This window comes from Streptomyces sp. NPDC002793 (assembly GCF_040295485.1).
Lineage (GTDB): Bacteria > Actinomycetota > Actinomycetes > Streptomycetales > Streptomycetaceae > Streptomyces.
Genome location: NZ_JBEOVL010000069.1, coordinates 1 through 24,435, shown reverse-complemented (window position 1 = coordinate 24,435; position 24,435 = coordinate 1). Strand labels below are relative to the sequence as shown.

Sequence of the window (24,435 nt, the reverse complement as noted above, 5' to 3'; positions counted from 1 at the left end):
GCTACAGACCATCCTCGCGACATGGGCCGGCGCCTGCCCCACCTGTCACCGCGACATACCCGCGCCAACATCGACCTGACCAAGCCCTACTAGTGACGGGTCTACCTTCCTCCAGTGTAGCTAGCTAGCCGGGCGGCAAGTAAGTGCCGGGGTGGTGGCAGACCGGGCGATCAGGGGATCAGGGGAGCACGACATGGCGGAACTCAAGAAGGCGACGGCCGAAGGGCCGGCCGAACCGAAGGCACGCAGCGTCAGAGTGGTGGTCCTCGCCCTGATGATCACGATGCTGCTGGCCATGCTCGACAACCTCATCGTCGGTACCGCGATGCCGACGATCGTCGGCGACCTGGGCGGCATGGAGCACCTGTCCTGGGTGGTGACGTCCTACACCCTGGCCACGGCGGCCTCCACGCCCATCTGGGGCAAGCTCGGCGATCTGTACGGACGCAAGGGCATCTTCCTCACCTCCATCGTGATCTTCCTGATCGGTTCGGTGCTGAGCGGAATGGCCCAGGACATGGGTCAGCTGATCGGTTTCCGCGCGGTGCAGGGCCTCGGCGCGGGCGGTCTGATGGTCGGCGTCATGGCGATCCTCGGCGACCTCGTGCCGCCCCGGGAGCGCGGCAAGTACCAGGGCATGATGGCCGGGGTCATGGCGGTCGCCATGATCGGCGGCCCGCTCGTCGGCGGCACCATCACCGACCACCTGGGCTGGCGCTGGAGCTTCTACATCAACCTGCCGCTGGGCGCGGTCGCGCTGGCCATGGTCACCGCCGTGCTGCACCTGCCCCGCAAGGAGCGCTCGGAGGCCAGGGTCGACTACCTGGGCGCCGCGCTCCTCACGGTCGGCATCACCGCCATCGTGCTGGTCACCACCTGGGGCGGCACGGAGTACGCCTGGAGCTCCGCCGTGATCATGGAGCTCATCGCACTCGGCGTGGCCTCCCTGGCCGGCTTCCTCTTCGTCGAGACGAGGGCCGCCGAACCGATCATGCCGCTGCACATCTTCCGATACCGCAACTTCAGCCTCATGTCCGTGGTGGGCTTCATGACCGGCTTCGTGATGTTCGGAGCGGTGCTCTTCCTCCCGCTGTACCAGCAGTCCGTCCAGGGCGCGTCCGCGACCAACTCCGGACTGCTGCTCCTGCCGATGCTGCTGTCGATGATGATCGTCTCGCTGGTCGCGGGCCGGATCACCACGAGCACCGGCAGGTACAAGATCTTCCCGATCCTGGGCAGCGTCCTGATGGTCGCGGGGCTGTTCCTCCTGGCCACCATGGACACCGGCACCACGCGCTTCACCTCGGGCGTCTACATGGCGGTGCTCGGGGCGGGCATGGGCTTCCTGATGCAGATCACGATGCTCGTCGCACAGAACAGCGTCGAGCTCAAGGACATGGGAGTCGCCTCGTCCGCGACCACTCTCTTCCGCACGCTCGGCAGCTCCTTCGGAGTCGCGATCATGGGCGCGCTGTTCACCGGACGGGTGCAGGACGAGATGGCGGAGCGCGGCGGCGGCACGGTGACGGAGTCGTCCGCGCAGCTGGACGCGACGAGCCTGGCGAAGCTGCCCGACGCGGCGCGCGAGGCGTACGAGTACGCCGTGGCCTCCGGGACGCACATCGCCTTCCTGGTGGGCGGCTCGGTCGCGGTGGTGGCGCTGCTGGCGGCGTTCTTCGTCAAGGAGGTCCCGTTGCGCGGCGCCGTGAAGCCGGAGGCGTCCTCGGGCGGCGAGGGCGGCGAGGGCGGCGAGGGCGGCGCCGGAACGGGTGCCGCCGGGGCAACGGACGCGCGGGAGTCGCAGACCGTCTGAGCGGCTGGGCGACTGATGGGAAGCGGGGTGGGCCCCGGAAACCTCTCCGGGGCCCACCCCGCTTCCCTCAGCCCGTTTCCACCTGCCGCAGGACCGGAAAGCTGCCGGTGTTCGTCGGCGCGTGCTCGGGCAGCCACAGCACGGCGATCGCTCCGCCCCGGTCCCCGGAGCCCCCGACGGACCCCATGTTGCGGAACGTCAGCCTGGCCCCCAGGACCCGGGCCTGCCCCGCCGCGATGGTCAGCCCCAGACCATGGCCGCGTACGGATCTGTCGCTGCTGCCGGTACGGAAACGGCTCGGCCCCTCCCGGAGCAGAGCTTCGGGGAATCCCGGGCCGTGGTCGCGGACCCGCACCACCCGGCCCTCGACCGTGACCTCGACCGGGCCGGCCCCGTGCTTGGCGGCGTTCCCCAGCAGATTGCCCAGGATGCGCTCCAGCCGCCGCGGATCCGTGGACACCCAGGACTCGTGCACCACCCGCACCGAGATCTCCGGATCCAGCAGCCGGACCCGTCGGCCGACGAATTCGCCGAGCTGCAGCTCCTGCAGCTCGGCGCGCTCGGAGGCACTGTCCAGCCTGGCCACCTCCAGGACGTCCTCGACCAGGGTCCGCATCGCCTGGGCCCGGTCCCGCACGAGCTCTGTGGGCCGCCCCGGAGGCAGCAGCTCCGCCGCGGTGAGCAGCCCGGTCACAGGGGTCCGCAGCTCGTGCGCGATGTCTGCGGTGACCCGGCGCTCCGCCTCGATCCGTTCGTTCAGCGCGTCCGTGAGCGCGTCCACGGCCCTGGCCAGCTCGTCGGTCTCGTCCCGCACGACACCGCCCACGGCCTCCCGTACACGTACCTCCGTGTTGCCCTGGGCGACCTTGCCGGCCGCTGCCGCCGCCTTGCGCAGTCTCCGGGACAGCTGGCCGCCGATCAGGACTCCCAGCGCGCAGCCGCCGGCGACGACGGAGACCGAGCCGATGATCAGCGCCCGGTCGAGGTCGCCCATGATCGTGGCGCTGTGGTCGGCGAAGCGGGTGTGCAGCGACAGGACATCGCCGTTGGCCAGTGGTACGGCCGCCCAGACGTCGGGCACCCCGTCGGCGTAGTCGTCGACGTGGGTGGCGCGCCGGTGATCCCGCATCTGGTCACGGAGGCTCGCCGGGAGCGACGGATCGTTGATCTTGGCGCCGAATTTCGGCGACGGCTTCTGGGGACTCGTCGCCTCGTACAGCCGCTGGGCGAACAACAGCCGCTCCAGCTGCACCTCGCGCGCGTTCTCCAGCATCGAGACCCGGGCCGCGTTGTGGACGACGAGGCTCAGAGCCAGCGCGATCAGCGCGCCGACGGCGGCGATCGCGATACTGATCTTCCAGCGGACGCCGGTCCGCAGTGCCAGCCGCCTCATGCGCGCAGCTTGTAGCCGAAGCCGCGGACCGTCTCGATCCGGTCCTGCCCGATCTTGGTGCGCAGCCGCTGCACATGGACGTCGACGACGCGGGTGTCCCCGCCCCAGCCGTAGTCCCAGACCCGCTCCAGGAGCCTGTCACGGGAGAGCACGGTGCCGGGTGCCGAGGAGAACTCCAGCAGCAGCCGCATCTCCGTGGGTGTCAGACCCACGTGCGCACCCCCTCGGCGCACCTCCATGCCCTCGGTGTCGATCTCCACATCGCCGAAGACCAGCACACCGCCCGCCTCCTCCGGTGCCCCGCCGGCCCCGGCCGGTGTTCCGCCCGTACCCGAGGCGTGGCCGAAACGCCGCAGCACGGCGCGGATGCGGGCGACGAGCACCGCACCGTCGAACGGCTTGGTGACGTAGTCGTCGGCCCCGGCCTCCAGACCGAGCACCACGTCGATCGCGTCCGCGCGCGCGGAGAGCATGATCACGGGCACGGTCGACTCGTCGCGGATGCGCCGGCACAGACTGACCCCGTCCAGGCCCGGCACCATCACATCCAGCAGGGCGATGTCCGGCCGGTCCGCCCGGAAGGCCTCCAGGCCCAGCAGGCCGTCGGGCACCGCGGTGACCGTGAAGCCGACCCGCTCCAGAGCGAGCTGGGTGGCCTCGCGGATGACGTCGTCGTCCTCGACGAAGAGGACATGGGTATCGGCCATGCGAGCGGGTCCTCAGTTCTGCGTGGCCTGCGGTGCGGGGAGTGCGCCATCCCCGCTGCCGACGGCCCGGTTGAAGTCGTTGTGCACCCGGTCGGTCTCGGTGAACCGGTCGGTGGTCCAGTGGTAGGTGACGACGTCCTCACCGGAGGGGTACGCGACCGAGTCCTTCGATCCGTAGACCTGTGTCGTCACCACCAGATCGCCGCGGTCGATGGTCCCGTAGACCGCGGGTACCTCGGCGGCGAAGACGTTCCCGTACGAACCGTCGGCCGCCCGGCGGTAGACGTACGTGCCGACACCCACCGAATCCCCGCAGGTCATCACGTTGACCACGACATCCGTCGTCGTACCGCCGGTCAGCGATCCGTACGAGGTGTCGACCGGGTACTCGTCACCGGCGCAGGGCTTGAGGTCGTTCTTGAGCTGGCGGCTCACCTTCGGGTCGCCCTTGACGAGCATCACCGCGTTGACCCGCGGGGCCGGCTTCGCCGTGCCGGTGGGGACCGTGCTCGACGGTGTGGCCCGGGCGACCTGCTGGGTGCTCGCCGCGCCCTCGTCGCGCGTGCCCGTGCCCGCGGCGGAACAGCCGACGCCGAACAGCCCGAAGGCGGCGAGCCCGGCCATCGCCGTGCTCCCCGCCGCGAGGCCGGCCCGGAGTCGTCCTCCCCGGCCGGCCGTCGAACCGTCGCTGCTGCCTGTCAGGCCGCGCACCGCTCCCGCCCCCGCTCGTCATGACGCCTGTTCCGCTGCGCGGGTATCCGCGCCGGAGCCTCCTCGGCCTCACGGCTCCGGGCCGCACGCTCCTCCAGCTCCTGGCGCAGTCGGGCCAGGGCGCGGTGCAGCGTGCTCTTCACCGTACCGGCGGACATGCCGAGCGCCGCGGCCGTCTCCTCCGTGCTCATCTGCTCCCAGTGTCGCAGCACGACGACGCTGCGCTGCTTCGGAGCCAGGACCCCGAGGACGTCCATGAGCAGGGCACGGTCGGCCCGCTGCTCGGCGCCGTCGTCGACGCTCGCGTCGGGGAGCTGCTCGGTGGGGACCTCGTCGAGCTTGCGGGCCCGCCACCACTCCGTACGCGTGTTGATCATGACGCGGCGCAGATAGGCGTCGGCGAGGGACTTGTCCGCGATGCCGTCCCAGCGGCCGAAGGTGCGGACCAGGGCGGTCTGCAGCAGGTCCTGCGCGTCCACGGGATCAGGCACGAGCCGGCGCGCACTGCGCAGCAGCGCGTCCTGCCTGGTCCGTACGTACTCCTCGAAACCGAGCACCTCGCCCTGCGCCATTACGACCGCCTCCGTCCCCGTGAATCCCCGTGTACCGCCGTCGGCCGGATGGTCCCGTTGCCGACGTCGGTGACGCTACGGAGGCGTTGTCACGAGGCTGTGCGGAGCAGCCGTACGCGGACGCACGGCTGTCCATCGGTTGTGTAACAGCCGTTGGACAGCCGCTGGACGAAACCCAGGTCCGCCGGAGCGCGGTCAGGTCAGAGGCAGCCGGTACCGGCCGTTCGCCAGAGGCTCGACCAGCCCGTCGGAGACGAGCCCGTCCAGGGCGCGTGCCCGCTGCACGGGTTCCTCCCACACCGCGTCCAGCGCGGACTGCGGGACCGGGGCGACCGCGTCGCGCAGTACCGCGAGCAGCCGCCCCCGCACCTGCCGGTCCGTGCCGGCATAGGTCTGCCCCCGGCGCGGAGGGCCCTGATGGGCGGGCTTCCCGGCCAGTCGCCAGGCGCACTGCCCGGAGATCGGGCAGCGCGTGCAGTCCTCGTTCTTCGCGGTGCACACCAGCGCGCCGAGTTCCATCGTGGCCGCCGCCCAGCGGGCCGCGCGCTCGTCCTCCTCGGGGAGCAGCGCGCGGGCGAGCTTGCGCTCGGCCGCGGTGGTCGCGTTCGGCGGGTACTGGATGCCGGTGGCGGCCCGCGCGAACACCCTGCGGACGTTCGTGTCGAGCACGGCATGACGCTGCCCGTACGCGAACGAGGCCACGGCCGCGGCCGTGTACTCCCCGATCCCGGGCAGTGCGAGCAACTGGCCGTGCTCGCTCGGCACGTCACCGCCGTGGCGTTCCGTTATCGCCTGCGCCGCCCCGTGCAGGCGCAGCGCACGGCGCGGGTAGCCGAGCCGGCCCCAGGCACGGACCGCTTCGCCGGGTGCGTCGGCGGCGAGGTCCGCCGGGCGCGGCCAGCGGGCCATCCACTGCTGGTAGATCGGGAGGACTCGGTTCACCGGGGTCTGCTGCAGCATGAACTCGCTCACCATCACACCCCAGGCACCCGCATCGGGGCGGCGCCAGGGCAGATCGCGGGCGTGCTGCTCGAACCACCCGATGACGGGGGCATGGAGGGAGGCGGGGGGCGTCTGTGTCGTAGTCGTGGCAGTCATCGCACCCACGATCCTGACACGGAAGGCGCGACATCGGGCACGGCTACGGGGGTGTCGGCCCGGCTGAGGGTCCTGGGGGTGATAACGCCACCCGTTCTGTCCCCTCGCGTGGCCCGGGACTGACCCGAGCCGGTGCAAAGCGGACGGAAGTACCCGGCGAACGGCCGCTCCGTGATGATGATCCGGAAAACTTGTCGATCAGAGCGGTGGTTGGGGGCCGGAGTTGGCATGGATCTCTCGTACAGTTCGGTCCGTGGGTTCTATGCGCAATCCGGTCGGGCCGCTTCCCTCCAGCATCTACTGGCGTCGGAGAACAGTAGCGGTGCTGGTGATCGTGCTGCTCGCGGCGCTGGTGGCCTGGGCCGTCATCACCACGTCCGGCGGCAGCGGCGGCGGACAGGACGACGGGAAGTCCGGAGGCTCCGGCCCGGCCCCGTCCATCACTCCCGGACCGTCGAGCTCCGGTCCGGTCGTCGGCCAACCCCCCGGCGGACGCGACGAGTCGGGGGAGACCGGCACCGGCACGGCTGCGGGCTCCGAGGGCGGGGGCGGCACCGGAGCGGGTGGCGCGGAGGGATCGGACACCGCCGGCACGGGCGGCACCGCGTCGACCGGTACGAGCACGGGCTCCGGCGGCGGTACGGGTGGCGGCGGACGGGTGCCGGCCGGCTCGGCGCTCCCCGACTGCAAGCCTGCCGCGCTGCGGTTGAGCCTGAAGACGGACATCAGCTACGGACCCGACGACCAGCCGGAGTTCCGGCTGAGCGCCAGGAACACCACGGCGGCCGACTGCAAGGCCGACTTCGGCCCGAAGAGCGCGGTGCTCACGATCACCGAGGCCGGTGAGGACGACGAGCAGGTGTGGTCCTCGGCGGACTGCCCGAAGAGCGGGTCCCTGTTCCTGCGGGTCCCCGCCGGCGCGACGGTGGTGCACACCGTGGAGTGGGACCGCAAGGGCAGCGCACCCCGGTGCGCGACACCGCCCGTCAAGGCCGCGGGCCCGGGGACGTACCTGCTGGAGGCCGAGGTGCCCGGCGAGACCGTGCAGCGCGCCTCGTTCGTCCTGGCCAAGGACTGACGGACCGGCAGGGCCTCACCGGAAGTGATCCGGTGAGGCCCTGCCGGTCCGATCCGCACGAGGAGTCCTCAGACGTACCGCTCCAGGATCGAGGACTCCGCCAGCCGCGAGAGCCCCTCCCGGACACTCCTGGCCCGCGCCTCGCCGACCCCGTCCACGGCCTGGAGGTCGTCCACGCTCGCGGCGAGCAGCTTCTGCAGGCCGCCGAAGTGCTCCACCAGCCGCTCGATGATCGCCCCGGGCAGCCGCGGCACCTTCGCCAGGAGCCGGAAGCCCCGCGGGGAGACCGCCGAGTCCAGCGTCTCCGGCGACCCGCTGTACCCCAGGGCGCGTGCCACCACGGGGAGTTCGAGCAGCTCGGTGTGGGTGAGCGTGTCCAGCTCCGCCAGCGCCTCCGGGACCGTTCGGGACCTCTTCGCCGTCGGTTCGGGGACGTAGTCGCGCACGACCAGCTCCCGCTCCGGCTCCACGCCCGCGATCAACTCGTCCAGCTGGAGCGACAGGAGGCGGCCGTCGGTGCCCAGCTCCACCACGTACTCGGCGATCTCGGTCGCGATCCGCCGCACCATCTCCAGCCGCTGCGAGACCGCCGTCACGTCCCGGACCGTCACCAGGTCCTCGATCTCCAGTGCGGAGAGCGTCCCGGCGACCTCGTCCAGTCTGAGCTTGTACCGCTCCAGGGTGGCGAGCGCCTGGTTGGCGCGGGACAGGATCGCGGAGGACTCCTCCAGGACCCGCCGCTCCCCGTCCACGTACAGCGCGATCAGGCGCATCGACTGGGAGACCGACACCACCGGGAATCCGCACGCCTTGGAGACCCGGTCCGCCGTGCGGTGCCGGGTGCCCGTCTCCTCGGTCGGGATGGAGGCGTCCGGGACCAGCTGCACACCGGCCCGCAGGATCTTGGTCATGTCCTTGTCGAGGATCATCGCGCCGTCCAGCTTGCACAGTTCACGCAGGCGCGTCGCGGCGAAGTCCACGTCGAGCACGAAGCCGCCGGTGCACATGGATTCGACGGTCTTGTCCATGCCGAGGACGATCAGCCCGCCGGTGTTGCCCCGGAGGATGCGCTCCAGGCCGTCGCGGAGGGCCGTTCCGGGCGCGACCGCGCTCAACGAGGCGCGCATCAGCGCCTCGTTCCCCGTGCCTTGGCCGGACTTTCCGGGCGATGCTGCCCGGTCGTTGGCTGCCACTGCACTCCTCCGGTCACAGGTTTGCGGTGCCCTTGCGTCCCTCATACCGTTCGTACGGGCGGGCGAGACCAGGGCAAAGTCTACCGGCGTGCGCCGTCCCCCTGTGGTCCGTCCGGCCGAGTCCTGCGGGGGAGGACCCTCAGGGCGTCGCCCATGTCGGCCACTTCTGTGACTTTCATACCGGCCGGGACCTGCCCCGGGTCCCTCGGGACGAGGGCGTGCTTGAACCCGAGACGGTACGCCTCCGCGAGCCTGCGCTGGACCCCCGTGACCCTTCTGACCTCCCCGGCGAGGCCCACCTCACCGATCGCGACCAGGTTCTTGGGGAGCGGTGTGTCGCTGGCCGCACTGGCCAGTGCCAGGGCGATCGAGAGGTCCGCGGCCGGCTCGGTGAGCTTCACCCCGCCCACCGTCGCGCTGTAGATGTCCCGCTTACCGAGGGCGCTGATCCGGCCCCGCTGCTCCAGGACGGCCAGCATCATCGAGACCCGGGAGGTCTCCAGACCGGAGGTCGTGCGCCGGGGCGAGGGGATCTGCGAATCGACCGTCAGGGCCTGCACCTCGGCGACGAGGGGCCGCTTGCCCTCCAGGGTGACCGTGAGGCAGGTGCCCGGGACCGGTTCGTCGCGGCGGGTGAGGAAGAGTCCGGAGGGATCGGCGAGGCCGGTGATGCCCTCGTCGTGCAGCTCGAAGCAGCCGACCTCGTCCGTGGCGCCGTAGCGGTTCTTGACGCCGCGGACGAGCCGGAGGCGCGCGTGCCGGTCGCCCTCGAAGGACAGCACCACGTCGACGAGGTGCTCCAGGAGCCGCGGTCCCGCGATCGCGCCGTCCTTGGTCACGTGGCCGACCAGGAGCGTCGACATGCCCCGCTCCTTGGAGGCCCTGATGAGCGCGCCCGCGACCTCGCGGACCTGCGCCATGCCGCCGGGTGCGCCGTCGATCTCCGGCGAGGCGACCGTCTGCACGGAGTCGAGGACGAGGAGGGACGGCTTGACCGCGTCCAGGTGCCCCAGGACCGCGGAGAGGTCCGTCTCGGCGGCCAGATACAGGTGGTCGTTGATCGCCCGGATCCGGTCGGCCCGCATGCGCACCTGGCCGGCGGACTCCTCGGCCGTGACGTAGAGGGTGCGGTGGTCCTCGCTCGCCGCCTTCGCGGCCACGTCCAGCAGCAACGTCGACTTGCCGACGCCGGGCTCGCCCGCGAGCAGCACCACGGCGCCGGGCACGAGCCCTCCGCCGAGCACCCGGTCCAGCTCTCCGACCCCGGTCGAGCGCGCTGTGGCCTGTCGGCTGTCGACCTGGCCGATCGGCACCGCGGCCGTGGAGACCCGTCCCGCCGCCGTCGTACGCACCGCTGGGGCGCCGCCGAACTCCTCGACCGTCCCCCAGGCCTGGCACTCCGGGCAGCGGCCGAGCCATTTGGCGGTCGTCCAGCCGCATTCGGTGCAGCGGTAGGACGGTCGGTCCTTCGCGGATTTCGTACGGGCAGCCATGGCGTCACCGTATAGGTGAGGTCTGACAGCACCGGCTGCGGGCGGGGAAGTCGAACGTGTGCCCGATGCGGTAATTCCGGAGGAATCTGAGATTCCTGTCCCCTTTCGAGTGAGAGTGTCACCCGTAAGGGTTGAATGTCGGAAAGTACCGTCGGGGTCCGGCCCGTACCTGCCTACGGTCGCCACGTGACGAGCAGCAGGCTGGAGCCCCCCACGCACACCACCGGCGCACACCGGGCGCACCGCAGCGAGGCCCGACTCCCGGTGCTGCGGTCGCCCGCACGTTACGAGCCCTATCTCGACGGCCTGTTCACCTACTGCCTCTCCGTGCTCTGCGACCACGAGGCCGCCACCGAGGCACTCGGCGCGGTCCTGGCGATCGCCGAACGGCAGGACGGACGGTGCCCCGCGGCTGAGGAGGAACGTAAATCCTGGCTGTACGCCCTGGCCAGATGGACGTGCCTGCGGGTCCTCACCGAGCGGCGGCGGGGCCGCCAGGCGCACCGGCGGCCGACCGCCCCACGTGGCGGCGCGCCTCGCGAGGGCGCCCGCGCGGCAGGCGCCCGGGGCAGCCGCGCCCCCCGCACGGGCCCCCCAGGCCCCGGCACCCACGGCGGTCCGGAGGAGCCCACCGCGGGCTGCCCCACGGAGTCCCCGGCGGCCGAAGCACGTCGGCGCGAACTCGCCCAGCTGGCGTGGCCCGAGGCAGCGGGGACCACTCCGGAGCAGCGCGAGGCCCTGGAGCTCGCCGTGCGCCACGGACTCACCCCGCGCGCCGTCGGCGCCGTGCTCGGCCTCGACCCGGGGAGCGCCAGGGAGCTCCTGGCCGGCGGGGCCTGCGAGGTGGAGCGCACCCGTGCCGCCCTCGCCGTCGTGGAGACGGGCAACTGCCCCGCCGTCGCCCGGCTCACCGGCACCCACCAGGTGCTGCTCTCCGCTGCCCTGCGCCGGGAACTCGTCCGGCACGTCGACGACTGCCCCCGCTGCCGCCGTGCCGCCGAGCGCGCCGGTGCCGCCGGACCCTGGCCCGGCGCCACCGTCACCCCGGTCGCCGCGCTGCGGGTCGTGGAAGCCCCCCGCCCGTCGGTGCACGTCGCCCTCGCGCACGCCCGGCGGTCCCGGTCCGGCACCCCGCGCTTCGACCGGACCGGCTTCCCGTTGGACCCCAAGGACCACGCCGCGCGCCGGAGCCGGCTGCGCGCCCGGGTCGTGACGACGACGGTCGTGGCGACGGTCGTCGCCGCCCCGGTGATCGCCCTGTGGGCCGCCTACCGGGGTGCGCCGCTGACCGGCGAGGGCCGCGACACCTCGGTCACCGCGACGGACATGGGCGGGGAGCGGGGCCCAGACGGCGATCCGTACGGCCGCTACGCGAACGCGGGCAACGCCCGTCCCGAGGGGCACGGTGGCTTCACGGAGGACCCCGTGGCTCCGGACGTCTCGGCCGAGGTCGTCAGCGTCGGCGACGGCCCGACAGGAGCGGGCCTGCTCACGGTCTCGACCCGCTCGTCCGGCGGCCGTACGGCGATCACCCTGACCGTCACCGGCACCGAGCCGGTCGCCTGGTCGGCACGGGCGGACGCCCCATGGCTGCGCCTCAGCCGTACGTCCGGCACGGTCGCCGCGGGGCGCAGCGTCACCTTCCACGTGTTCGTGGACAGTGCGGCCGAGCCGCGGGGTCCGTGGAGTGCCCGTGTCCTGCTCGACCCGTCGGGGTCAGCGGTCACGGTCACCGGTTACGGCGACGCGTCGCCCCGCCCCGGAAACCCGGAGCCCGCGAGCCCCAGGCCGACCGCCACACCACCGTCGACGCATCCGGCCTCGTCACCCACGGAGAAGCCCACGGAGAAGCCCACGGAGAAGCCCACGGAGCCCACGTACCCGCCGGACCCGACGCCCACGCCGACCGCTCCGCCGACGGACACACCGGGCACGCCCGGCCCCACACCGTCACCGTCCGGCGGCCCGACGACGGGACCGGGCTCCCCGTCCGGACCGGCCGGATGACGCGGCCTGCGGCCCGGGAGCGAGGCGGAACGTTCGTCCGCAGCGCCCCGGGCCGCCGGGGGAAGCGAGAGGAGCAGGTCGCGGGCCGGAGTGTCAGGCCGGGTCGGCCGGATGCGGTGCCATCGGCAGCAGCGACGCCAGCCGCTGTTCGCACAGCTCGGTCAGCCGGTCGTAGGCCTCCTCGCCCATCATCTCGATGAGCTCGGGGCGGTAGGACACGTAGACCGGGTCACCGGCTCCGTGCGCGGACGTCGCCGACGTGCACCACCAGTGCAGGTCGTGACCACCCGGGCCCCAGCCCCGGCGGTCGTACTCCCCGATCGAGATCTGGAGCACGCGCGTGTCGTCGGGCCGCTCGATCCAGTCGTACGTGCGGCGGACCGGGAGCTGCCAGCACACGTCCGGCTTGGTCTCCAGCGGCTCCTTGCCCTCCTTGAGCGCCAGGATGTGCAGGGAACAGCCCATGCCGCCGGCGAAGCCGGGGCGGTTCTGGAAGATGCAGGAGCCCTCCCAGCGCCGGGTCTGACGCTCGCCGTCCTCGTCGACACCGACCCAGCCGGTCTCCGTGCCGACGTCGTGGAACTGCCACAGCTCCGGTGTGAGCCGTGCGACGTGCCCGGCGACCCGCTTCTCGTCGTCCTCGTCCGAGAAGTGCGCGCCCAACGTGCAGCAGCCGTCGTCCGCCCGGCCCGCCTGGATGCCCTGGCAACCGCTGCCGAAGATGCAGTTCCACCTGGACGTCAGCCAGGTGAGGTCGCACCGGAAGACCTGCTCGTCGTCGGCGGGATCGGGGAACTCGACCCAGGCCCGAGCGAAGTCGAGGCCCTTCTCGTCGGGCCCGTCGGGCCCCGTCGTCTCCGGCTGCTGCGTCTCCTGCTCCGTTTTCTGCTGCTTCTTCGTGGCTTTGTCCGGCTTCGCCTTTTTCGTCTTTGGCACGTGCCCAGAGTAAGCCGCAGTAGCGTTCCCGTATGAGACTCGGAGTCCTCGACGTGGGGTCGAACACGGTGCATCTGCTGGTGGTCGACGCACACCCCGGTGCCCGCCCGCTTCCCGCCCACTCGCACAAGGCGGAACTGCGCCTCGCCGAACTCCTCGACCGGGACGGCGCGATCGGCCCCGAGGGCGTGAACCGCCTCGTGACCACGGTCGCCGACGCCCTCCGTGCGGCCGAGGACAAGGGCTGCGAGGACGTGCTCGCCTTCGCCACCTCAGCCGTGCGGGAGGCGGGCAACGCGGACGAGGTGCTGGCCCGGGTACGGGACGAGACCGGTGTCGCCCTCGCCGTCCTCAGCGGTGAGGAGGAGGCCCGGCTGACCTTCCTGGCCGCCCGCCGCTGGTTCGGCTGGTCCGCGGGCAAGCTGCTCGTCCTCGACATCGGCGGCGGTTCGCTGGAGGTCGGCTTCGGGATGGACGAGGAGCCCGATGCCGCCGTCTCGCTGCCGTTCGGCGCCGGCCGGCTCACCGCCGGCTGGCTTCCGGGCGATCCGCCGGACCCGACCGCCGTACGGGCGCTGCGCCGCCATGTCCGGGCCGGTATCGCCCGCACGGTCGGCGAGTTCGCCCGCCTGGGGCCGCCCGACCGCGTCGTCGGCACCTCCAAGACCTTCCGGCAGCTCGCCAGGATCACGGGGGCCGCCCGCTCGGCCGAGGGGCTGTACGTGCAGCGCGTCCTCACCCGCAAGGCCCTGGAGGAGTGGGTGCCGAAACTGTCGACGATGACCGTCGCCCAGCGGGCGAACCTGCCCGGGGTCACCGAGGGGCGCGCCGCGCAGCTCCTGGCGGGGGCGCTCGTCGCCGAGGGCGCCATGGACCTGTTCGGGGTCGAGGAGCTGGAGATCTGCCCCTGGGCGCTGCGCGAAGGAGTCATTCTGCGCCGCCTCGACCACCTGCCGACGGAACAGGGCGCCCTGACCTGATCCCGGGCGCCGCCGCCCATGGCCCTTGTCACTTTCAGCCGGGCTCCCTCGGCGTGACGTACGGCTGCCCGTACCCTGGCCAGGTGGCAGAACCAGTGGTGCGCATCCCGGATGCGAAGGTCGCGCTGTCGACGGCTTCCGTCTATCCGGAGTCGACGGCGACGGCCTTCGAGATCGCCGCGCGCCTCGGTTACGACGGTGTCGAGGTCATGGTCTGGACCGACCCCGTCAGCCAGGACGTGGAGGCGCTGCGGCGGCTCTCGGACTACCACCAGGTGCCGATCCTGGCGGTGCACGCGCCCTGTCTGCTGATCACCCAGCGGGTCTGGTCCACCGACCCGTGGGTGAAGCTCCAGCGGGCCAGGGCCGCCGCGGAGAAGCTCGGCGCCTCGGCGGTGGTCGTCCACCCGCCCTTCCGGTGGCAGCGCAACTACGCCCGCGACTTCGTCTCCGGTATCTGGCGCATGGCGGACGAGACCGATGTGCGCTTCGCGGTGGAGAACATGTACCCGTGGCGTTACCGGGACCGCGAGATGCTCGCGTACGCCCCCGCCTGGGACGTCAGCAACGACGACTACCGGCACTTCACGGTGGACCTGTCGCACACGTCGACCGCCCGCACCGACAGCCTGGCGATGGTGGACCGGATGGGCGACCGACTCGCCCACGTCCATCTCGCCGACGGCAAGGGCTCCGGCAAGGACGAGCACCTGGTGCCCGGCCGGGGCGACCAGCCGTGCGCGGAACTGCTGGAGCGGCTGGCCCGGACCGGTTTCGACGGCCACGTCGTCATCGAGGTCAACACCCGCCGCGCCATGTCCTCGGCCGAACGCGAGGCCGATCTCGCGGAAGCACTCGCCTTCACCAGGCTCCACCTGGCGTCGCCGACGCGGACGCCCCGCCCATGACCTCCGGCGCCGACGGCCCGCCCCCACGGCGCAGGGGCCGTCCCTCCCGCACGGCGGACACCACCGGCCCCGACGCCAGGACCCGGATCCTGGAGGCGGCCCGCACGGAATTCGCGGAACGCGGCTACGACAAGACGTCGGTCCGGGGCATCGCGAGGGCGGCGGGCGTCGACGCGGCCCTGGTCCACCACTACTTCGGTACCAAGGACGAGGTCTTCGCCGCGGCCATCGAGCTCTCGTTCGAGCCCGCCCTCGTCGTTCCCGAACTCCTCGGCGGGCCCTCGGACGGCCTGGGGGAGCGGCTGGCCCGGGTCTTCATCGGCGTATGGGAGGACCCGGCGTCCCGGGTGCCGCTGCTGGCGGTCCTGCGTTCGGCGCTCACGCACGAGGCGGCGGCGAAGGTGCTGCGCACCTTCGTGCTGCGCCGGCTCCTGGAGCGGATCGCGGCACAGCTGGAGGTGCCCGACCCGGCCTTCCGCGCCGAGCTGGCGGCCTCGCACATGCTCGGCATCGCGCTCCTGCGGTACGTCGTCCAGGCGGAGCCGCTGGCCTCCGCCGATCCCGAGAAGATCATCGCGATGGTGGCACCCACGCTCCAGAGGTATCTGGGCGAAGCCTGATCCGGTTGACAGGTGCTCGCGCGCCGGTCGCCCCGTCCCACCGATCGGACGGCGTGTCCAGATCTTGGCACGGGGGGCGTACGCTCGGAGACAGTCTTTTCATCGAAGGAGCGAGAGACGATGCCCCAGCTGAGGTCCCGCACTGTCACCCACGGCCGCAACATGGCGGGCGCCCGCGCCCTTATGCGCGCGTCCGGCGTAGCGAGCGAGGACATCGGCAAGCCGATCATCGCGGTGGCGAACTCCTTCACCGAGTTCGTGCCGGGCCACACCCACCTCGCCCCCGTCGGCCGGATCGTCTCCGAGGCGATCAAGGCGGCCGGCGCCGTGCCCCGCGAGTTCAACACCATCGCGGTGGACGACGGCATCGCCATGGGACACAACGGCATGCTCTACAGCCTGCCCTCCCGTGACCTGATCGCCGACAGCGTCGAGTACATGGTCGAGGCCCACTGCGCCGACGCCCTGATCTGCATCTCCAACTGCGACAAGATCACCCCGGGCATGCTGATGGCCGCGATGCGCCTCAACATCCCCACGGTGTTCGTCTCCGGCGGTCCGATGGAGGCCGGCAAGGCCACCCTCGTCGACGGCACGGTCCGCAAGCTCGACCTGGTCAACGCGATCAGTGACGCGGTCGACGAGAGCATCTCCGACGAGGACATCCTCCGCATCGAGGAGAACGCCTGTCCGACCTGCGGCAGCTGCTCCGGCATGTTCACCGCCAACTCGATGAACTGCCTGACCGAGGTCCTCGGCCTCTCCCTCCCCGGCAACGGCTCCGTCCTGGCCACGCACACCGCCCGCAAGGCGCTGTACGAGGACGCGGGCCGCACGGTCGTCGACATCACCCGGCGCTACTACGAGCAGGACGACGAGACCGTCCTGCCCCGGGCCATCGGCACCCGCGCCGCGTTCGACAACGCCATGGCGCTCGACATCGCCATGGGCGGCTCGACCAACACGATCCTGCACCTGCTCGCCGCTGCGCAGGAGGCCGAGCTCGCCTACGACCTCGACGACATCAACGAGGTCTCGCGCCGCGTGCCCTGTCTGTCGAAGGTCGCCCCCAACGTCGCCCCGGGCGGCACGTACTACATGGAGGACGTCCACCGGGCGGGCGGCATCCCCGCCCTCCTCGGCGAGCTGCACCGGGCCGGTCTGCTCAACGAGGAGGTGCACTCGGTGCACTCCGACACCCTCGCCGAGTGGCTGAAGAACTGGGACATCCGCGGTGGCTCCCCGTCGCCCGAGGCCGTCGAGCTCTGGCACGCGGCTCCCGGCTGTGTCCGCTCGGCGACGGCCTTCTCGCAGTCCGAGCGCTGGGACACCCTGGACCTGGACGCCGCGGGCGGCTGCATCCGCGACCTGGAGCACGCGTACTCCAAGGACGGCGGCCTCGCGGTCCTCAAGGGCAACCTGGCCGTGGACGGCTGTGTCGTGAAGACGGCGGGCGTCGACGAGTCGATCTGGACCTTCGAGGGCCCGGCGGTCGTCTGCGAGTCGCAGGACGACGCCGTCGACAAGATCCTCCGCAAGGAGATCAAGGACGGCGACGTCGTCGTCATCCGCTACGAGGGTCCCAAGGGCGGCCCCGGCATGCAGGAGATGCTCTACCCGACGTCGTTCCTCAAGGGCCGTGGCCTCGGCAAGACCTGCGCGCTGGTCACGGACGGCCGTTTCTCCGGCGGTACGTCGGGCCTGTCCATCGGCCACGCGTCCCCCGAGGCGGCCTCCGGCGGCACGATCGCGCTCGTCGAGGACGGCGACCGGATCCGGATCGACATCCCGAACCGCTCGATCGAGCTCCTCGTGTCCGACGCCGAGCTCGACACCCGCCGCGCCGCGCTGAACGGCGTGTACGCCCCGAAGAACCGTGACCGCAAGGTCTCCGCGGCCCTGCGCGCCTACGCCGCGATGGCCACGAGCGCGGACCGCGGCGCGGTCCGCGACGTCTCCAGGCTCGGCTGACCCACAGCGCTCCGAGCGGTCCCGTCCGGCCCCGTCCCTGGTCTCACCAGCGGGCGGGGTCGTCCGCGTCCACGGCGAAGACGGTCCCGTCCGGCCCGGTGCCGATGACGCTCCGGCCCAGGACGACGGGGGCGGGCAGGGACGAGGCAGGGCTGAGCTTGCCGCCCCTCAGCCTCGGGCGCGTCTGGCCGAGCAGCGTCCCGTGCTCCGTGTCGACGGCGAGGAGCCGCCCGTCGGCGGCCGAGAAGTACAGCCGGCCGCCCGGTCCGAGGACCGGTGCCGAGGTCATCCCGACGGCAGTCTCCAGCCGCCACCGCTCGGCCCGCCCTCCCCCCGGACGGACGTCGACGGCGAGCAGCGTCCCGCCGCGTTCGAGCAGCAGGGCGGTGTCTCCGTCCACCACGGTCTCCGGACCGTTCATCCGGAAGGGCAGAGGGATGCGGGACGTACCGCGCCGCGCCGGGTCGTAGCGGACGAGCCCGGTGGTCTGGGCCTTCTCGTTCATGGACGTCAGCAGGAGCGCCCCGCCCGATGTCCCGGCCGGAGTGAGTATCCCCTTCAGCTCGCGCTGCCAGGCGGTGTCCCCGGTCTCGGCGACGACGGCCGTGACCAGGGTGGTGGTCCCCTGCGCCGAGCTCTCGAACGCGTACGCGAGGCCGGTCCCGGCGTCGTACAGGGCGAAACCCGGCCGGACGTGGCCCGGGACGGTGTGCCGCCACGTGGATGTGCCGGTCGACGCGTCGAGCCCCTGGAGCGTGCCGTCCTGGCGGACCGCCAGGAGGGTGTCGCCCGCAGGGAAGGGGGTGTCGACGTACGGGGAGAGCTCCGTGTGCCAGAGCTCGGTTCCGCTCCCGGGGGCGTACGCACGCAGTTTCTGGGCCGCCACGACGGAGTAGGCCACGTCTCCTGACACCGCGCCGACCGGACTCGCACCCTCGACGCCCTTCGGTGACGCGTCCCGGTGCGACCAGATCACCCGGCCGTCCGAGGGATCCAGCCGGGCCGCGCCGTACCCGGCGGTCACGCAGTACAGCGCGGAGTCCGCGCCCGCCCCTGAGACGCACGACGGAGTCGAGCCGCCGGGGGAGCGCAGCGGGGTCTGCCACGGGGCGGACGCCGCCACGCGCTTCTCCTCCGCGCCGGTTGCCGCCCCCGGTGCCCCGGAGCCGCCCCAGGTCCCGGCCGCCCAGAGACCTCCTCCGGCCAGCAGCAGCGCCGCCGCGGAGACGGCTGCGATCCGGTGCCGTGCGCGACGGCTCCCCACCGTTCCGGACTCTGAACCGGACGGCAGCCCGTCCACCGCCCGCACGTGCGTGGGCCCCTCGTCCGTGCCATCGGCGCCTGCCTCCCCGGACTCGAGGGCGAGCGGCCTGCGTTGGACGGGTATGAAGGCGGCCGCCTCGTACGACGGCGGGCGCAGCGCGGCCATGATCTCGTCGGGGGTGGGCCGCTCCGCCGGATCCTTGGCCAGGCAGCGCCCGACCAGGGGCGACAGGTCACCGGGTACCCCCGCCAGATCGGCCTCGTCGTGCACCACCTGGTAGGCCACGAGGTACGGGCTGTCCGAGTCGAAGGGGCCCCGGCCCGTCGCCGCGTGGACCAGAACCGCCCCCAGCGCGAACACGTCGGCGGCCGGACCGACCTCACGGGGCCGCTGGAACTGCTCGGGCGCCATGTAGGGCGGCGAGCCGATCAGCTTGCCCGTCTCCGTGCGGAGATCGCTGTCGTACGGCCGGGAGATCCCGAAGTCGATGACCTTGGGACCGGAGTCGGGGAGGAGGACGTTGCTCGGCTTCAGATCCCGGTGGATGACACCGGCCCGGTGGATGTCGCGCAGCGCCTCGGCGAGCCCGGCCGTGAGCCTGCGCAGCTCGGCCGGGCTCATCGGCCCGTTCCGCTTCACCTGCGAGGCGAGGGTCGGGCCGGGTACGTAGAGGGTGGCCATCCAGGGCAGCGCCGCCTCCGGATCGGCGTCCACGACCGGTGCGGTGAATGCTCCGCTGACCCGTCGGGCGGCCGCGACCTCCTGCCGGAAACGGGCCCTGAACTCCGGGTCCGCCGCGTGCTGGCGGTGCACCACCTTCACCGCGAGCTGGAGCCCGGAGGCGGAGCGCGCCAGGTGCACGACCCCCATGCCGCCCGCGCCGAGACATGCCTCGAGCCGGTACTGCCCGGCGTACTCAGGATGCTCCGCTTCCGGATGTGATCCGGTCCCTCGCAGCGGCGGCATCGCCCACCCCCGTGTGTTCGTGCGCAAGCGCGACGCACGGAGCCTAGTCGATGGCGCGTGCGAGGAACGTGGAGCTTGTTAGCCTGCGCGTCACACGCATCGCTTTCAACGGGGGAGGCCCTCATGGGTGTTGAAGAGAACGCCGGCACCACCACCACGACGGACGCCGACGCGGAGGTCACGGCACTCGCCGCGGACACCGTCGTCTACCCGATCGCTCCTGGCTACCGCGTCAACGTCCGCAGGGGACCCGGAACGCAGTACGGGATCGTCCGGACGCTGCCGTACGGGATGAGCGTCCCGGTGTACTGCCAGAAGCCGGGGGAATGGGTGTCCGGCCCGTACGGCACGTCGAACCTCTGGGACAACATCGCCAACGGCCAGTTCGTGGCGGACGCGTACGTCAAGACGGGCAGCGACGGCTACATCGCTCCGCGCTGCGGCTGACGGTACCGGCACACCGCCGGGGATAATCGAGTCCGTGAGCGAGAACAGCGAAGCCCCCGGAACAACCCCGGCCGTGCCGTCGGGCGCCACCACGCCCGGGCCGCAGCCCGAACCCCTCCGTCTCTTCGGCACGACCTGGGTCGACCACGACGGCGGGTACGGGCTGCGGCGCGTCGCCGCCACCGTCGGCTCGCTCGTCGCGGCCGTGGCCGCGTGCTTCGTCCTGCGCTTCGCCTACCAAGGGCTGGAGATCGCCGAGGTCGGCAGCTTCGTCGGCATGCTGGTCGTCCTGATGTTCGCGGTCTGCAGTGCCATCGCCTTCCGCAAGACCTGGGAGGGCTTCACGCGCCGCCCCGCCGACCCGTCCCAGGAGGACAGGCTGCGCGGTCTCAAGTCGATCGGCTTCATCGGCTCGCTCCTCGCCTACTTCATCCGCTCGCTCACGGAGGCGCCGGGCGAGAAGCTCCGGCGCACGGAGTACGAGACGGCGCTCTCCCAATACGAGAAGCGCCGCTCGTCCCGGACCGGCAATCCGGCGGCCCGCAGGAGCCGCAAGGGGAAGCGCCCCGAACGCCGGTAGAACGGCCCGGTCGCCCGCACGACGAACGCATGGCCGACCAACGCACGCCCACGTCCGCGCCCTCTCGTTCGACAACGCCGCCGCCCTCTACGCCGCGGCGCGCCCCGGATACCCGCCCGCCCTGCTCGATGCCGTCGAGGAACTGACCGGCCGGCCCTGCGCGGCGCCCGTGCCGCCGACGTAGGCGCGGGGAACGGGCATCGCCACCCGGCCGCTGCGCGCCAGGGGCACCCTGGTCACCGCCGTCGAGCCGGGCCCCGGCATGGCGGGAGAGCTGCACCGGTCGCTGCCGTCCGTCCCCGTGGTCCGGGGTGACGGCAACCGCCTTCCCCTGGCCACCGGGTCGGCCGACCTGATCACCTACGCCCAGCCCTGGCACTGGACCGACCCGGCCCAGGCCCTGCCCGAGGCGCTCCGTGCCCTGCGTCCCGGCGGTGCGCCGGCGCTGTGGTGGAACGTCTCCGACGATTCCGTCCGCTGGATCTCCGGCCAGGACACCCGGCTCCGTTGGCACCTCGGCGCGGAGAACGGCGCTTACGGCACACCGGCGGGCGCCGGTTCGAGGAACCCTTCCGAAGCTCCCGGGTGAGTTCACCCGACAACTGCTGCCGTGGTCCCGGACGGTGCCTGTCGACACGCATCTAGCCAACCCCGCCGGCCACTCCGCCTTCCTGGTGCTGGGCGCGGCCGGTGAGGAGTCCAACCGGCGGTTCCTGGACGAGGAGCGCGGACACCTGGCCGCCGTGTTCCCCGACGGCATGACCGAGGAGCGCTACGTCGTCGGACTCGGCGTCCTGATCCGCTGACCGACCCGGCCCGGGCACACCGCACCCCTTGACGGGTCACCTCGGCAGGATCAATATTCATCACATGATGAATTTGTCGTGCGCCACGGACACGAGCGCCGTCTCGGCCCGCGCCCTCACCGTCGTACGAGGAGACCGCACGGTCCTGCGCGGCCTCGACTTCACCGTCGAGCCGGGCAGGATCACCGGCCTCCTCGGCCCGTCCGGCTGCGGGAAGTCCACGCTCATGCGGGCCGTCGTCGGCACCCAGGCCGAGGTCGCGGGCGCGCTGGACGTCCTCGGCAGGCCTGCCGGGCATCCGTCCCTGCGCCCTCGCGTCGGCTACGTCACCCAGGCGCCGTCGGTCTACACGGACCTCACCGTGCGGCAAAACCTGGACTACTTCGCGGCCGTGCTCCGGCCCGGCCGCGCCCACCGCGCCTTCCGCGCGGAAGCCGTGACCCGCGCCATCGGCGACGTCGACCTCACCAGCCACGCCGACGCCCTCGCCGGTGCGCTCTCCGGCGGCCAGCGCAGCCGGGTCTCCCTCGCCGTGGCCCTGCTCGGGACCCCCGAACTCCTGGTCCTCGACGAGCCGACCGTGGGCCTCGACCCCGTGCTGCGCCGCGATCTGTGGAACCTCTTCCACACGCTCGCCGCCGACCGGGGCACCACGATCCTCGTCTCCTCCCACGTCATGGACGAAGCCGAACGCTGCCACCGGCTGTTGCTCATGCGCGAGGGCCGGATCCTCGCCGACGACACGCCCGAGGCCCTCCGCGCCCGTACCGGCTCGGCCACCGTCGAGGAGGCATTCCTCCACCTGGTGGACGAGCACCAGGCAGCCGAAGCCACCGACCGTGACACCACCGCCCGCGAGGAGACGCCCCGATGAGCACCGACACCGCCGCACTCTCCCCGGCGCGGACCCTCGCCACCGCTGGACGCGTCCTGCGCCAGCTCCGCCACGACCCCCGCACCGTCGCGTTGTTGCTCGTCGTCCCGGTCCTGATGATCACGCTGCTGCGCTATGTCTTCGACGCCGGCACGGGCACCTTCGACGCGGTCGGGGCCTCCCTGCTCGGCATCTTCCCGCTGATCACCATGTTCCTGGTGACCTCGATCGCCACCCTCCGCGAGCGCACCTCCGGCACCCTCGAGCGCCTCCTCTCCATGCCCCTGGGCAAGGGAGACCTGATTGCCGGATACGCCCTGGCCTTCGGCGCCGTCGCGGTGGCCCAGTCCCTCCTGGCCACCGCGATGTCCGTCTGGGTCCTCGGGCTGGACGTCGCCGGCTCCCCCTGGCTGCTGCTCCTGGTGGCCCTCCTCGACGCCCTTCTCGGCACGGCGCTCGGCCTGTTCGTCTCGGCCTTCGCCGCCTCGGAGTTCCAGGCGGTCCAGTTCATGCCCGCCGTGATCTTCCCGCAGCTTCTGCTGTGCGGACTGTTCACCCCGCGCGACCGGATGCACCCCGTCCTCGAAGCCATCTCCGACTTCCTGCCGATGTCGTACGCCGTCGACGGGATGAACCGGGTCCTCACACACACCGACGTCACCGCGGACTTCCACCGCGGCGACGTCCTGATCGTGGCCGGCTGCGCCCTGCTCGTCCTCTGCCTGGGCGCGGCAACGCTCCGCCGCCGCACCACCTGACGCCGCGGTGCGAGGATGGCGACCGACGATCAGCACCGCGTACGGCGTACCGCCATCCGGAGGATGAACCGCATGACCCAGACAGTCGCAGTCCTCGGTACAGGAAAGATCGGCGAGGCGCTGCTCAGCGGCATGATCCGGGCGGGGTGGCCGGCAGGCGACCTGCTGGTGACCGCCCGCCGCGCCGAGCGCGCCGAGGAGCTCCGCACTCGTTACGGCGTCGAGGCCGTCACCAACGCCGAGGCGGCCAAGAGCGCGGACATCCTCATTCTGGCGGTCAAGCCCCAGGACATGGGCCGGCTCCTCGACGAGCTGGCGCCCCACGTCACCACCGACCGCCTCGTCATCAGCGCCGCCGCCGGCATCACCACGGGGTTCATCGAGGACAGCCTCGCCTCAGGCACCCCGGTCGTACGCGTCATGCCGAACACCCCCGTCCTGGTGGACGAGGGCATGTCCGTCATCTCCGCGGGCAGCCACGCCACCGCCGAGCACCTCGGCCACGCCGAGGCGATCTTCGGGGGCGTCGGCAAGACCCTCCGGGTCCCCGAGTCCCAGCAGGACGCGGCCACCGCGCTCTCCGGATCGGGACCCGCGTACTTCTACTTCCTCGTCGAGGCGATGACCGACGCCGGCATCCTGCTCGGCCTGCCGCGCGCCCAGGCCCACGATCTGATCGTCCAGGCCGCCATCGGCGCCGCGGTCATGCTCCGGGACAGCGGCGAACACCCGGTCAAGCTCCGCGAGGCCGTCACCAGTCCGGCCGGCACGACCATCAGCGCCATCCGCGAGCTGGAGAACCACGGCGTACGAGCTGCCCTGATCGCCGCCCTGGAAGCCGCCCGCGACCGCAGCCGCGAGCTGGCCACGGGCAACGGCTGACGGGCTACCTGCTCGTAGCCGAGATCGCCGCCCATGGGGGCGAACCGGGGTTGACACGCCCGACACCTGTCCGTAGTGTGCTCCGAGTTGTCCGACGTGAGCGCCGACTCCGGTCGGTCCCCGGGCAGCCATTCCGCAGTAACCACTCGAAACGAGCGACGTGTGTCGTGCGTTTTCATGTGTGCACCCGCGAAATGAGGAATCAGTGTTCGAAGGTGGCCCGATTAGCGTCGGGCCCCGGGATTCCGCTAAAGTCTCACTCGTCGGAACGGCCCAGCGGCCGGGAAGACGAACCCCGCTGACTGGGAATCAGGCCCGAAAGGATCTGATAGAGTCGGACTCGCCGGAAAGGGAAACGCGAAAGCGAAGAACTGGAAA

Annotated in this window: 21 protein-coding genes and 1 pseudogene; 13 read left to right on the top strand and 9 right to left on the bottom strand. The window is 72.0% G+C overall.

The genetic code is table 11. The features are described from left to right. Positions 1-193 precede the first annotated feature (193 nt). Positions 194-1,813, top strand: coding sequence for an MDR family MFS transporter (locus ABT001_RS33965; protein WP_351285357.1), 1,620 nt, complete (start codon positions 194-196; stop codon positions 1,811-1,813). Between the two features lie 67 nt (positions 1,814-1,880). On the opposite strand, the gene cseC is transcribed toward ABT001_RS33965, so the two are convergent. The 5 genes from cseC to ABT001_RS33940 all read right to left on the bottom strand — a co-directional run bounded on the left by cseC (position 1,881) and on the right by ABT001_RS33940 (position 6,294). After that, positions 1,881-3,206 (bottom strand): two-component system sensor histidine kinase CseC, encoded by a 1,326-nt coding sequence (gene cseC / locus ABT001_RS33960; RefSeq protein ID WP_351285355.1) that lies wholly within the window; start codon positions 3,204-3,206, stop codon positions 1,881-1,883. Then, complete coding sequence (gene cseB, locus ABT001_RS33955) at positions 3,203-3,913, bottom strand: two-component system response regulator CseB (protein WP_351285353.1); 711 nt, start codon at positions 3,911-3,913, stop codon at positions 3,203-3,205. The genes cseC and cseB overlap by 4 nt, the downstream gene beginning before the upstream one ends. Before the next feature lie 12 nt (positions 3,914-3,925). Then, positions 3,926-4,624, bottom strand: a complete 699-nt coding sequence (locus ABT001_RS33950) for a hypothetical protein (RefSeq protein WP_502967572.1) — start codon at positions 4,622-4,624, stop codon at positions 3,926-3,928. After that, complete coding sequence (locus ABT001_RS33945; protein ID WP_351285351.1) at positions 4,612-5,196, bottom strand: SigE family RNA polymerase sigma factor; 585 nt, start codon at positions 5,194-5,196, stop codon at positions 4,612-4,614. Before ABT001_RS33945 ends, ABT001_RS33950 begins: the two co-directional genes overlap by 13 nt. Before the next feature lie 195 nt (positions 5,197-5,391). After that, complete coding sequence (locus tag ABT001_RS33940; RefSeq protein WP_351285349.1) at positions 5,392-6,294, bottom strand: HhH-GPD family protein; 903 nt, start codon at positions 6,292-6,294, stop codon at positions 5,392-5,394. A gap of 262 nt (positions 6,295-6,556) precedes the next feature. Here ABT001_RS33940 and ABT001_RS33935 point away from each other — a divergent pair, with 262 nt between their 5' ends. Next, the gene (locus ABT001_RS33935; RefSeq protein ID WP_351285361.1) at positions 6,557-7,372 is read left to right on the top strand and encodes a hypothetical protein; all 816 of its coding nucleotides are present in this window, start codon (positions 6,557-6,559) and stop codon (positions 7,370-7,372) included. A 68-nt stretch (positions 7,373-7,440) separates the two neighbouring features. Here ABT001_RS33935 and disA read toward each other — a convergent pair whose 3' ends face one another. Both disA and radA read right to left on the bottom strand, forming a co-directional pair. Beyond that, on the bottom strand, positions 7,441-8,565 hold the full coding sequence (gene disA / locus ABT001_RS33930; protein WP_351285347.1) for a DNA integrity scanning diadenylate cyclase DisA: 1,125 nt from the start codon (positions 8,563-8,565) through the stop codon (positions 7,441-7,443). 80 nt (positions 8,566-8,645) lie between these two features. Further along, positions 8,646-10,058 (bottom strand): DNA repair protein RadA, encoded by a 1,413-nt coding sequence (gene radA, locus ABT001_RS33925; protein ID WP_351285346.1) that lies wholly within the window; start codon positions 10,056-10,058, stop codon positions 8,646-8,648. 186 nt (positions 10,059-10,244) lie between these two features. Here radA and ABT001_RS33920 point away from each other — a divergent pair, with 186 nt between their 5' ends. Next, complete coding sequence (locus tag ABT001_RS33920; protein WP_502967571.1) at positions 10,245-12,065, top strand: BACON domain-containing protein; 1,821 nt, start codon at positions 10,245-10,247, stop codon at positions 12,063-12,065. 93 nt (positions 12,066-12,158) lie between these two features. Here ABT001_RS33920 and ABT001_RS33915 read toward each other — a convergent pair whose 3' ends face one another. Then, positions 12,159-13,001: a DUF3109 family protein gene (locus ABT001_RS33915; RefSeq protein ID WP_351285343.1), complete on the bottom strand. Its 843-nt coding sequence runs from the start codon at positions 12,999-13,001 to the stop codon at positions 12,159-12,161. Between the two features lie 32 nt (positions 13,002-13,033). Here ABT001_RS33915 and ABT001_RS33910 point away from each other — a divergent pair, with 32 nt between their 5' ends. The 4 genes from ABT001_RS33910 (at position 13,034) to ilvD (ending at position 17,480) form a co-directional block, all read left to right on the top strand. After that, positions 13,034-13,981 (top strand): Ppx/GppA family phosphatase, encoded by a 948-nt coding sequence (locus tag ABT001_RS33910; RefSeq protein ID WP_351285341.1) that lies wholly within the window; start codon positions 13,034-13,036, stop codon positions 13,979-13,981. Positions 13,982-14,076: 95 nt separating this feature from the next. Next, the gene (locus tag ABT001_RS33905) at positions 14,077-14,889 is read left to right on the top strand and encodes a sugar phosphate isomerase/epimerase family protein (RefSeq protein ID WP_351285360.1); all 813 of its coding nucleotides are present in this window, start codon (positions 14,077-14,079) and stop codon (positions 14,887-14,889) included. Next, complete coding sequence (locus ABT001_RS33900) at positions 14,886-15,509, top strand: TetR/AcrR family transcriptional regulator (RefSeq protein ID WP_351285339.1); 624 nt, start codon at positions 14,886-14,888, stop codon at positions 15,507-15,509. The genes ABT001_RS33905 and ABT001_RS33900 overlap by 4 nt, the downstream gene beginning before the upstream one ends. Positions 15,510-15,629: 120 nt before the next feature. Next, positions 15,630-17,480 carry a dihydroxy-acid dehydratase gene (gene ilvD / locus ABT001_RS33895; RefSeq protein ID WP_351285337.1) on the top strand — a complete coding sequence of 617 codons (1,851 nt, stop codon included), beginning with the start codon at positions 15,630-15,632 and terminating at the stop codon, positions 17,478-17,480. A 43-nt stretch (positions 17,481-17,523) separates the two neighbouring features. Here ilvD and ABT001_RS33890 read toward each other — a convergent pair whose 3' ends face one another. Beyond that, on the bottom strand, positions 17,524-19,710 hold the full coding sequence (locus tag ABT001_RS33890) for a protein kinase domain-containing protein (protein ID WP_351285358.1): 2,187 nt from the start codon (positions 19,708-19,710) through the stop codon (positions 17,524-17,526). Positions 19,711-19,833: 123 nt separating this feature from the next. Here ABT001_RS33890 and ABT001_RS33885 point away from each other — a divergent pair, with 123 nt between their 5' ends. The 6 genes and pseudogenes from ABT001_RS33885 (at position 19,834) to proC (ending at position 24,057) form a co-directional block, all read left to right on the top strand. Continuing rightward, on the top strand, positions 19,834-20,157 hold the full coding sequence (locus ABT001_RS33885; RefSeq protein WP_351285335.1) for an SH3 domain-containing protein: 324 nt from the start codon (positions 19,834-19,836) through the stop codon (positions 20,155-20,157). 34 nt (positions 20,158-20,191) lie between these two features. Beyond that, positions 20,192-20,737: a hypothetical protein gene (locus ABT001_RS33880; protein WP_351285334.1), complete on the top strand. Its 546-nt coding sequence runs from the start codon at positions 20,192-20,194 to the stop codon at positions 20,735-20,737. Next, a pseudogene (locus ABT001_RS33875) lies at positions 20,688-21,543 on the top strand (class I SAM-dependent methyltransferase). The gene ABT001_RS33880 and the pseudogene ABT001_RS33875 overlap by 50 nt, the downstream one beginning before the upstream one ends. 64 nt (positions 21,544-21,607) lie before the next feature. After that, positions 21,608-22,417 (top strand): ABC transporter ATP-binding protein, encoded by an 810-nt coding sequence (locus ABT001_RS33870; protein ID WP_351285332.1) that lies wholly within the window; start codon positions 21,608-21,610, stop codon positions 22,415-22,417. Beyond that, positions 22,414-23,175, top strand: a complete 762-nt coding sequence (locus ABT001_RS33865; RefSeq protein ID WP_351285330.1) for an ABC transporter permease — start codon at positions 22,414-22,416, stop codon at positions 23,173-23,175. The genes ABT001_RS33870 and ABT001_RS33865 overlap by 4 nt, the downstream gene beginning before the upstream one ends. 72 nt (positions 23,176-23,247) lie before the next feature. Beyond that, entirely contained in the window at positions 23,248-24,057 is an 810-nt protein-coding gene (proC, locus tag ABT001_RS33860; protein ID WP_351285329.1) for a pyrroline-5-carboxylate reductase, read from the top strand. Positions 24,058-24,435: the final 378 nt, after the last annotated feature.